At 28.6% G+C, this 10,204-nt stretch carries 16 protein-coding genes; all 16 read right to left on the reverse strand.

The genetic code is table 11. The annotated features are described in order from the left end of the window. Positions 1-269: hypothetical protein (locus BUB51_RS10565; protein ID WP_278294251.1), on the reverse strand; the 269-nt coding region annotated here is incomplete at its 3' end. 84 nt (positions 270-353) lie between these two features. Next, on the reverse strand, positions 354-1,355 hold the full coding sequence (lplA, locus tag BUB51_RS10570) for a lipoate--protein ligase (protein WP_073197636.1): 1,002 nt from the start codon (positions 1,353-1,355) through the stop codon (positions 354-356). Then, entirely contained in the window at positions 1,345-3,057 is a 1,713-nt protein-coding gene (gene lpdA / locus BUB51_RS10575; protein WP_200791947.1) for a dihydrolipoyl dehydrogenase, read from the reverse strand. Before lpdA ends, lplA begins: the two co-directional genes overlap by 11 nt. Before the next feature lie 51 nt (positions 3,058-3,108). Continuing rightward, positions 3,109-3,465: a carboxymuconolactone decarboxylase family protein gene (locus tag BUB51_RS10580; RefSeq protein WP_035162420.1), complete on the reverse strand. Its 357-nt coding sequence runs from the start codon at positions 3,463-3,465 to the stop codon at positions 3,109-3,111. A gap of 95 nt (positions 3,466-3,560) precedes the next feature. Further along, complete coding sequence (locus BUB51_RS10585; RefSeq protein ID WP_035162422.1) at positions 3,561-3,983, reverse strand: MarR family winged helix-turn-helix transcriptional regulator; 423 nt, start codon at positions 3,981-3,983, stop codon at positions 3,561-3,563. Between the two features lie 231 nt (positions 3,984-4,214). After that, on the reverse strand, positions 4,215-4,649 hold the full coding sequence (locus tag BUB51_RS10590; RefSeq protein WP_073197638.1) for a coiled-coil domain-containing protein: 435 nt from the start codon (positions 4,647-4,649) through the stop codon (positions 4,215-4,217). A gap of 148 nt (positions 4,650-4,797) precedes the next feature. Beyond that, positions 4,798-5,907 (reverse strand): polysaccharide deacetylase family protein, encoded by a 1,110-nt coding sequence (locus BUB51_RS10595; protein WP_073197639.1) that lies wholly within the window; start codon positions 5,905-5,907, stop codon positions 4,798-4,800. Between the two features lie 313 nt (positions 5,908-6,220). Continuing rightward, the gene (locus BUB51_RS10600; RefSeq protein ID WP_073197641.1) at positions 6,221-6,937 is read right to left on the reverse strand and encodes a hypothetical protein; all 717 of its coding nucleotides are present in this window, start codon (positions 6,935-6,937) and stop codon (positions 6,221-6,223) included. Further along, positions 6,876-7,424 (reverse strand): hypothetical protein, encoded by a 549-nt coding sequence (locus BUB51_RS10605; protein ID WP_073197643.1) that lies wholly within the window; start codon positions 7,422-7,424, stop codon positions 6,876-6,878. The genes BUB51_RS10600 and BUB51_RS10605 overlap by 62 nt, the downstream gene beginning before the upstream one ends. Positions 7,425-7,533: 109 nt before the next feature. Then, positions 7,534-8,037 carry a VanZ family protein gene (locus BUB51_RS10610; RefSeq protein ID WP_083599604.1) on the reverse strand — a complete coding sequence of 168 codons (504 nt, stop codon included), beginning with the start codon at positions 8,035-8,037 and terminating at the stop codon, positions 7,534-7,536. Positions 8,038-8,060: 23 nt separating this feature from the next. Further along, the gene (locus tag BUB51_RS13685) at positions 8,061-8,378 is read right to left on the reverse strand and encodes a restriction endonuclease (protein ID WP_083599606.1); all 318 of its coding nucleotides are present in this window, start codon (positions 8,376-8,378) and stop codon (positions 8,061-8,063) included. 291 nt (positions 8,379-8,669) lie between these two features. Beyond that, positions 8,670-8,924: a hypothetical protein gene (locus BUB51_RS13285; protein ID WP_197051433.1), complete on the reverse strand. Its 255-nt coding sequence runs from the start codon at positions 8,922-8,924 to the stop codon at positions 8,670-8,672. A gap of 185 nt (positions 8,925-9,109) precedes the next feature. Beyond that, positions 9,110-9,316 (reverse strand): Fic family protein, encoded by a 207-nt coding sequence (locus BUB51_RS13290; protein WP_197051434.1) that lies wholly within the window; start codon positions 9,314-9,316, stop codon positions 9,110-9,112. 124 nt (positions 9,317-9,440) lie between these two features. Next, positions 9,441-9,563, reverse strand: coding sequence for a hypothetical protein (locus tag BUB51_RS13295; protein WP_197051435.1), 123 nt, complete (start codon positions 9,561-9,563; stop codon positions 9,441-9,443). Positions 9,564-9,577: 14 nt separating this feature from the next. Then, positions 9,578-9,751 carry a hypothetical protein gene (locus tag BUB51_RS13300; protein WP_197051436.1) on the reverse strand — a complete coding sequence of 58 codons (174 nt, stop codon included), beginning with the start codon at positions 9,749-9,751 and terminating at the stop codon, positions 9,578-9,580. A gap of 164 nt (positions 9,752-9,915) precedes the next feature. Beyond that, positions 9,916-10,204, reverse strand: a 289-nt coding sequence (locus BUB51_RS10635) for an ATP-binding protein (protein WP_073197645.1), incomplete at its 5' end; no start/stop codon positions are given.

Here is a 10,204-nt window from a genome sequence, read left to right on the forward strand (position 1 = left end):
GTTATAGCATATGGTATATCTGTTAAACTTGTTTTTATCTTCATCTTTGCTGCAATTGATAAAGCTAATATATTTTCCATTGGTATGTGCTTATTTTTCTTTCGCTTATCTTTAAATACTTTTGTTAAATCCTTTATTAACCCCTTTCTATTCATTTTCATTATTATATCGTCTATTAAATTTGGAAAACTTATATCAGCTGCATCAATTCTTCCATTTTTAATTGATTCTATTATTTTTTCTTTGTCTTTTCTACTTATCTGCATCATATATTATTTATCGGCACTTTTTATCAATATCTTAAATTACGAATTGAAGTTCTATAATTTGTAATGAATTCAAAGTTTTTAACTTTATATATTCTTTGTACTAAACCATTCTTTTAAATCTTCAATGATAATTCTATTATTTGATTTAATAGGAATACTTTCTATTCTATTAATAATATCTTCCTTGCAAAATGGAACTCCTTCTAATGATTGTGAGATTTCTTGAATTAAGTCGTAATCTATAGCGTCTGAATAAATCAATGATGATTTAATATATCCATTTTCTAATTTTAATCCTATGTCTATATCTCCCCAAGAGAATCTGTTTTGAAAAGTAATATCGAAACTAGGAGTCTCTCCATATCTCCATTCCCATGAAGCATATTTATGGTATAACTTTTCAATTTCTTCTGTAAAAATAGCCTTATGTATTTCTTTAATAGTTTCTCCATAAGTTTCTATGAAACTTTCTTCTAAACTTTTCACCATATCCTCTATTGTAATGCCGCTTCTTATACTCGATAAATTGACTACTCTTGATTGAATGGAATCAATTCCTTTTGAATTCAATTTTTCTTTCGATACTTGCAAATAACGATTTAATTTTTGAAAATCTGTGTTAATTAAAAGTGTACCATGATGATATGCCGAATTAGTATCGAAATAAAAAGCATTTCCTGAAAACTTCTTTCCTTGAACTGTAAGATCATTTCGGCCCGAAAATTCGGCTTCTATTCCTAATTTTTTTACCGCTTGTAATATAATTTTTAGCTGATTTTCTAGGTTGTATAATTTTTTGTCCATTATGAAAGTGAAATTTAGATTACCTAAATCATGGAAAACCGCTCCGCCTCCTGATAATCTACGAGCTAATTTCCCACCTTCATTTTCTAATTCTCTACACCTACATTCTTTCCATGGATTTTGATTCCTACCAATGACTACTGTGTTTTCATTCTGCCATAAATATAAAATCATCTGATTTTCGGATACTTTATTTAACAAATACTCTTCTAATGCTAAATTATACCATGGATCAAAGGACAAAGACTGAATTATTTTTGTCTGTACTTTCTTATTCGGCAAAGTGTATAGCACCGCCTTCTACAGCTAATGCTGCCTCATGTATAACTTCTGCTGTTGTCGGATGTGCATGTATAGTTTCTATAATTTGTTCTGCTGTTAATCCATTTTTGATTGCTAATGTAATTTCTGCTATCAGATCGGTTGCATGTGCCCCTATTATAGCACCTCCAATTACTTTCCCCGTAGCTTTTTCTTTAATGATTTTGATAAATCCTTCACTTTCCCCTAATGTTAATGCTTTACCATTTGCAACAAATGGGAACTTGCCTACTTCTATTTCTATACCTTCTTTTTCTGCAGTCTTTTCATTAATTCCAACTACTGCTATTTCAGGATCTGTAAACATAGCACTAGGTACACACTCATAATCCATTTCGCAAGTCTCTCCCATGATATTTTTTACGGCTATTATTCCTTGATGTGAGGCTACATGGGCAAGCTGTATTTTGTTTGTTACATCTCCTATTGCATAAATACCAGGAATATTTGTCTCCATCTTATCATTTACTTTAATTCCTCTGCCATTATCATTTAATTCTATTCCTAATTTCTCTATATCTAAACCGTCAAAATTAGGTACTCTTCCTACTGCCATAAGCACTTTTTCCGCAGTAACATATTTTTTCTCGTTATCTTTTATAAATGAAACGATACACTGCTCATCTTCACTCTTGATAATCTCTTCTACTTTTGCTCCTGTATGTATTTTAATTCCTTTATTAGATGCAATCTTACTTATCTCTTTAATAATGTCCTCATCAAGATTTGCAAGTACTTCGTCTAAATATTCAATAACTGTTACATCTACTCCAAAATTTGCAAATATAAAGGCAAATTCCATTCCGATAACGCCGCCGCCAACAATAATTAATTTATTTGGCAACTCTTTTAATTCTAAAGCTTCATCGCTATATATTACATTTTCTATGTCTATGCCCGGAATTGGTAGTTTTGATGTTTTAGAACCTGTAGCAATTATTATATTTTTAGTCTTAATTATCGTTTCTTCCATTCCTTTTTTTACATAGACTGTTTCTTTGTCTTGTATCTTTCCTGCCCCACTTATTACTTGTACATTGTGTTTACTTAAGAGATAATGTATTCCTTTAACCAACTGATTTACTATATTATTTTTTCTAGCAATTACTTTTTTAATATCTATATTGACATTTTCAGCATAACATCCAAATTCTTTTGCCTGTTTTAAATTTTTATAAACTTCCGCACTGCGAACTAATGATTTTGTAGGAATACATCCTCTATTTAAACAAGTACCTCCTACGGTATCCTTCTCTAATAAAACGACTTTGGCACCCATTTTAGCAGCCTGTATTGCCGCCACATATCCTCCAGGGCCTCCACCAATAATAGTAATATCACTTTCTATTTCTCGTTTTTTAGGTTTTAATAAATTGCCAAAGTACTCAAAACCATTTTTCACAGCCTTATTATCTGTCTCTTCTTTTTCTCCATTTATTATAGCTAATATATCTCCTACCTTAACTATATCTCCTTCCTTAACTTTTATATCTTCTATCTTCCCAGAAGCAGTCGATTTTATAGGCATACCACTCTTATTATCTTCAATATCAAATAAGATATCTCCTGCCTTTACATCGTCTCCAACTTTTTTATGTAATCTTGTAATCTTACCATTTATGCTGTCATTTGGTAGCTTATCTATTTTAATCTCAATTTTCATTCTTATCCCTCCCCTTAAAAAGTATAAGGCAGCGTAACACTGCCTTATCTACTACTTATTAAAATCTGGTGCAAATTCATCTATTGAATCTTTCAATAAAGATACAGTGTATGCCATAGCAGGGCCTCCACCAAAAGCTACAGCTACCATAGCAGCCTCCATAATCTCCTCTCGTGTTGCGCCTGCCTCAAGAGCTTTATAAACATGGAATACAATGCAGTATTCACAACGATTATAAGCTGCAATTGCTACACTAATTAGTTCTTTTGTCTTTGTATCAATAGCACCTGGTTTATAGGCTGCTCCAAGTAAATTCATAAAAGCATTTACTTGTTCTTCATTAGTTTTGCCAACTTCTTTTAAGCCTCCCATGAAACTGTTTAAAAGTTCTCTTGGATTTTTTGCCATTTTGAATCCCCCTTTGATATGTAATTGTTATACTAATTATTAGTATAGCAATTATTTAGTTATATTACAACCCTTTTCCCAAATTTATTTTTAAATTATCTTACATTGTCTACCATCTTCTTGATAACCCTTTTGAAAATTTCCATTTCCTCATCTGTAATATTTTTAGAAAGAATCTCGCTCATTTTTTTACCTTCAGGAAGTAATTTTTCTCTCAATTCAATTCCCTTTTCTGTCAAATATAATTTAGTAATCCTTTTATCTTCTAAATCTTTAACCCGTATAACATAACCCTCTCTTTCCATTCTATCAATAAGTCTAGCAACCGTAGAATCTTTAATATTCATCTTTTCTGCTAATTCTTTCTGCTTTATCCCCGCATATTTGCCTAAATAATATAATGCAATCCACTGGACTCGTGTAACACCTAATTTCATTAACCTCTTATTAAAAGCCTCTGCTATTTCTTTACAGGCTTTACTCGTTACAAATGATAAACAGGTATCGATATCGAACATTCAAACGCCTCCAATATTATAGTTTTAGCTTAAAATTAGACTTTTAATAATATTTTCAAAAAACAAATCAAGAACATTCACTTTCTAATATTATTAAATCATCTTACGATGAATTAAGAAAGGAATGTTCTTAATAAAAATTATTATATCATAAAATTTTTAGAATTTTTAGACCGATTTAAACACTTTTTTCAAAAATTATTTTCACTTTTATCTTTAAAATGTAACTTTTCATTTAGCTGCCTTTAATTCATTAATTTCAACCCAATTTTTAGCAGTTACTCGTTCTATTAAATAAATATCTTTTTTCATCTTATCAATATCTTTCCTTATAGCCTTTATATCGCCTTCTATGAATTCTATTTTTTCTATCGCTTTAGATTGTATTTGTAATTTTTCTTCTATACTTCTCAACAATAAACCGTGTTCTTCTTTTATTCCACTAATCTCTAATTCTACTGTTTCTAACCTCTTATCCATTCCTTTAATATTATCTTCTACTGAACCTAATCTTTCATCCATTCCTTTAACGTTATCCTCTACTGCTCCTAATCTTTCGTTCATTCCTTTAATGTTATCTTCTACCGAACCTAGTCTTTCATTTATAGGTTTTAATTCTTCTTTAAGCATTTCCCTAATAGCATCTAACAAACTCACATCCATCATTTCCACCCCCCTTACATTTCTCCCTATTAATTAGTATATCATACAAAATAATTTAATCAATAAACAATTTCCCCTTAAATTTTCTTGCTATAATATGTTTACAACATACCTCATGCAGTACATGCACAGCTTGCATATCATATTACTTTTATTTTACACCAATAATTTTCTTAAATCTCCATATATTAATATTAGGATTGATTCTTATCCTTTTCAATTGCAATAGATCATCTCCAGGTTTAACCTTCCCCGGTTTTATTGTAAATGCTAAAGTATAACCTAATTTCCTTAATATATTTAAAGTTTCCTCATTATATTGTCCATAAGGATAAGCTAAATATTTTGTATCTAGTATTTCCATACTAAATTTAAGATCTCTAAAAACTTCTTCCTTATCTTTACAAATAACATAACTAATATTTTTATCATTTAATCTATGTAAATCATGAGTATGTGATGCAAATTCAAATACATCTCTACTTCTTTGAATCTCTTGCCAACTAATAATTTGTAGTTTTTCCGGATTAAATTCTGTCATATGATATGGAATATATCGTGTAATAATAAATACAGTAGCCCTAAAACCATATTGTTTTAGTAATGGATAAGCATAAACATAATTACTCTTATAACCATCATCAAAAGTTATTAATATGCTTTTTTCAGGTAAAAGTATTTCTCCTTTCAAATATTTTTCTAATTCATCTAATGTTATAGTTGTATATCCTTGTTCATGTAATATCTTCATCTGCTGGTTAAAACTCTCTACTGCAATGACTGCCGAATCATTTACAAACTTCCCTTTTATATCTTTCTTTTCTAATAAATGATGATACATAAGTACTGGCACATCTTCTGCAAAATTAATTTTATTAGTATTAACTACCTTCGACAATATATTTAATGGTATGTAATATTTCCTACTTATAGTCTGTATATCAGTATGTACTTCTATGTTAACACCATCATCATTCACTAAAAACTTTTTATTCTCTATATCTAATATAATTTTATTATCACCATTGGAAAAAACTAAAAGATTCCTTTTATAATCTGGAATCATTCGATAACCAAGCTCATTAAAAATATACTTTACAGATACTAGGACATTTTTTGTTGTTACATTATCTCCCATAGCAATATTACCTAAAATTTTATCAGAATTTGTATATGCAATAGTATTAAATAAAAAAACTAATACTACTAATAGTAATAAAACGATCCTTTTAAATAATATTCTATACCTTTTCTCATTCACTATTACATCCCCCTATATTTTATTTTTTCATTTTTACATTTTTATTTGACAAACCTACATCATTTACCTATTTTTTTAATTATTTCTTCAAAAATATATATTTTCCTTCAAAAAAACAAAAAAACCCCCTTATAAAATCCATTTCTCCACGTTATTAGCAGCATTTTGAAAAATATTTCTTGCTGTCTTTTTATTCCTTGAATTTATTATAAAAATGATATTTAAAATGCAAAAATAGTTTCATACCAACATATCGAATAAATTAAGTGGAAAAAACAAAATCATACAAAATAATTTAACCAATAAACAACAGTTATTTCTTCATATACTTATCATATAACTCTTTTATAAGTTTTATCTCCTCTTCCGAAAATTTAGAATAAGCTATTTCTATAGCCTTCTTTTTTTCTTCTTCAGTTAACCCTCCATTCAACATATCTTTTAACATCTTGATATCCGATGGCGATAATTTTGTCAAAATTAACTTTATTGCTTTAGCCTTATCAGCTACTGATACTGAATCTTCAATACTGTTTATCTTATCTTGAGATATTGCTAACTTCTGCTGTACATTTTCACTCTCCTGCTGTCTATTCCCTTCATCATTAGCAGTTTCTTTCTCTTCTTTAGCTATATTCTCATCACTTTTTTCAATATTTTCTTTAGTAACTTCTTCTTTCACTTCTTTATTAACATTCGCACTAACAGCATTATTATTTTTAAAACTTGAATTTACGTTTTCAACATTCTTTATCTTTTTCTCTTTTTCAACTTTTAATTCCTTCTTCTCTTCTTGCTTTACAACTTTATCATCTACTTTATCACTTTTACTAACTTGTTCAATAGATTTATCCACTGCATCCACTCGAACATCATCATTGTTATCCACATTTTCTCCACTACTGTTATTAACTTTTTCATTTATAGAAATATTACTTTCTACACCATCTATATTCTGCATCTTAAAATTAAATAATATAATTCCTATAATAGCTATTATTACGATTAAAAGATTCCAACTTTTCTTCATATTTATCCACCCCAAAATTTTCAATTTTTACTGTCATTCCTTTTTCATCTAATGTTCCTGTTACAGGTTTTTCTAAATCATATGGTACATTAACTTTATCTGAAGTTTTTTCAGATTTACTAGAACTACTACTGCTAGAGCCTCCTCCTGAACCGCCACCTGTTCCACTATGACTAGTATAATTAATTCCTAGAGCTTGTATTAAATCTACCATATCATCAACAGACAAGCTAGTAGTATTAATAACATTTTTCACAGCTTTATTAAGAACTGGAATACAGTCATTAATTACATTCACATAATTAAAACTCTGTGCACTCAATCTTGGAACCGCATTATTTAAAAATCTATCTTCCACATCTATAAGGTCCTTATTAAGCTTATCAGTATTCTTTAAACTAAATACTAAATCACCTTTGCTATTCTTCTCTACACTAATATTAGATATAATCTTGCCTATAACTTCAAGTGCAAATTCAGTCTTCATATTACTATCTAATAATACCTCATTGTTCTATTTAGTAAGAACATCACTCATTTCAATAGTAACAGTTTTTCTTAAATCTGCTATATAGTTTAATACATCTTTGTCTTTTTCAGGATCTAAATTTTATCCTTTCTTTAATCTTCTCAATTAGTTTATAAATCCCAATCCCAACAAAACTCCCGAAACTATCAATAAGCACATCAGTAACCTGTGCACCTCTACCCGACACAAAAATTTGATGAACTTCATCACTCGCAGCATAAAGTACACATAATATTAGAGAAAATATAAATGCTCTAGAACCTCTAATTCCGCTTGTCCTAAAACCATTCATAACTAATATCCCCAGAACAAAATAAACCCCAAAATGTGCGAATTTCCTCACAATATGATTAAATTTTGATACTAAATCAGTCGTAGTGCTAGTTTCACTATCTAATTGAACTAATCTTCCTACCTTTTCTATAATAACCTCTGTAACCTTTCTGCTTAATCCATCTGATTTCACTGCTGGTTGAGATGAAAAATAAAATATAAGAATAAGCCATAATAATACAACCATCCATGATAATATAATAGCTATTTTGTTCTTATGATTATTAATTTGCTGCATCTTTTTCCGTCTCCTATCTCCCACTAGACTTTTTCATGAGCATTTAGAAGTATAATAATTTCTTCTAAAGTCCAAATTTGTATCTTTGTATCCATATTTCTAATATCCTCATTTACATATCCAGTACAAAATAAAACGCCTCTATTTATATTATCATTATTGACTGTATACCCAAAAGCTCTAACAGTTTCCTTATTAAGTTCTGTTGTTTTATATAACTTACATTCAACATATACCTTTTCATTCCCATCTTCTCTATTTATATATGCAATAATATCTTTACCACCATCTTTTGAATCCTTCCCTACATTATCTTCTATTTCTTTTATTATGTTTTTTATCGTATATTTTTATATTTTGTCTTTCATTTTATAATATAGTAACCATTTCTATATTTATATGTATTCCCCTTCGAAGTTTCATTAATTTAGATGAATTTACAATTATTGTTTGTATGTAGTAAAAGCAGGTACTTTATATAATACCTGCCTTTAACTAAAAAACTTTCTAATCAGCATTATTTTTATTCTTTTTTGCTTTTAGTTCCCTCAATTTATGAATATTAATCATAGGTAATTTAATTGGAGGGTTCAATCCTGATAAAGCAGATACAGACATTATATAAGTCCTGCTTAAATGAGATAAAGTGCAATACCATTTAGTTCTAATAAATCATTAAAATGTTTAAAATCAAGCTTTTTAGCATTTCCTATAAATACCCCTTCCATTTTAAGACTTACTTTAAATAATATAGCTTTTTTAATTTTAGCTTTAACATCAACTATAAATTCAACTAACCCAATATATTTCTCCTCATTTTCCACTACTTCCAAAACGTTATAATCTATATTATAACTTACATTAGTTGCTGCTCCCCTAGTATCCAATGACTTTGTTTCTATTGTAAACTTAATCTTTTCTATATTTTAAATTGCATCTGTAATTTTTCTTTTATATTTCTTAACAATATTCCATGTTTATCTTTTATCCCTTTTATTTCTACCGTTTCTAATCTTTTATTTATACCTATTCATAACTAATATCCCAACAGTTCATTACATGACCTAACTAATCATTTTCTATTACTATAATATTTTTGCTTTGGACTTGTAGGCTTATCAGGTATTGTAAGTTTTAGCAAACCACCTTTTATTAAGGGGTTAAGTATTTTTTCTCTGAAATACCTTCGGCTCTTAATGCCAATATAATCTTGAATTTCAGATCTACTTCTAGGTGTTTTACAAAACTCTAATATTTCATTTATTTTATTATTCTCCACTTGGTCACTTGCTTGATCACTTGCTTGATCACTCGCTTGGTCACTTGCTCGCACACTTAAAGGAATAATAGTCTTAAAAACATCTCCTTCTATAAAAATAGGTTCTGCACCAGAATAAATCTTATTATACTTCTGTTTGAATTCTTTCTTTTAACACAACTTCAAATGTCCATCCAAGTTTCTTTGCTATTTTCCATAATTGTCCTATTGTAAGATTGTATTCTCCACTTTCTAATTTAGATACCATAGATTGTGATATATTTAATTTTTTGCCAATTGTTTTTGAGTTATACCTTGGTTAATTCTATAATTAATAATTTTTAATGAAATATCTAATAATATATCATCTAATTCAAACTCTTCTTTCATTTTATCATCAGCCATTTCTTCTATCAAATCCCATGGACTCTCGAGTAACTCTTTATTAATACTCATATTATATTCCGTCGACTTATATCTATAAAAAACTTATAGAAAGCAACGTATGCCTCTATAAATCTTTATAAATCTATAGGTCTTATCCGATACTTCTATTAGCAAACTGTTAATGTCAATATTATTTTTAACATATTTGCAAATATAACTTTTAACACTTTTGACTAATTATTCTTTGAATTACTTGTAAATATTTTGTCTTTAACTCTGTAAGATTTACCTGTTATTTTTTCAACTGTAGAATGATGCAATAACCTATCTAGTATTGCGTTAGCAATAGTTACATCTCCAAATATCTCATGCCATTTACTAAACTCCTTGTTAGTAGTAATTATAGTGCTAGATTTTTCGTATCTTTTATTTATTAGCTGAAAAAACATATTTGCTTCTTCTTTAGAAATAGGTAAATAACCTATTTCGTCTATTATTAGAAGTTTATATTTTGCATAGTGT

Origin of the sequence: Caloranaerobacter azorensis DSM 13643 (assembly GCF_900129995.1) — a bacterium.
In the GTDB taxonomy this organism is placed as follows: domain Bacteria; phylum Bacillota; class Clostridia; order Tissierellales; family Thermohalobacteraceae; genus Caloranaerobacter; species Caloranaerobacter azorensis.

Coding starts and splice junctions, on each gene's coding strand:
- lpdA (WP_200791947.1), bottom strand. CDS start 3,057: ATGAAAATTGAGATTAAAATAGATAAGCTACCAAATGACAGCATAAAT.
- BUB51_RS10580 (WP_035162420.1), bottom strand. CDS start 3,465: ATGGCAAAAAATCCAAGAGAACTTTTAAACAGTTTCATGGGAGGCTTA.
- BUB51_RS10585 (WP_035162422.1), bottom strand. CDS start 3,983: ATGTTCGATATCGATACCTGTTTATCATTTGTAACGAGTAAAGCCTGT.
- BUB51_RS10590 (WP_073197638.1), bottom strand. CDS start 4,649: ATGATGGATGTGAGTTTGTTAGATGCTATTAGGGAAATGCTTAAAGAA.
- BUB51_RS10600 (WP_073197641.1), bottom strand. CDS start 6,937: ATGAAGAAAAGTTGGAATCTTTTAATCGTAATAATAGCTATTATAGGA.
- BUB51_RS10605 (WP_073197643.1), bottom strand. CDS start 7,424: ATGAAGACTGAATTTGCACTTGAAGTTATAGGCAAGATTATATCTAAT.
- BUB51_RS10610 (WP_083599604.1), bottom strand. CDS start 8,037: ATGCAGCAAATTAATAATCATAAGAACAAAATAGCTATTATATTATCA.
- BUB51_RS13295 (WP_197051435.1), bottom strand. CDS start 9,563: ATGGTATCTAAATTAGAAAGTGGAGAATACAATCTTACAATAGGACAA.
- BUB51_RS13300 (WP_197051436.1), bottom strand. CDS start 9,751: ATGAGTATTAATAAAGAGTTACTCGAGAGTCCATGGGATTTGATAGAA.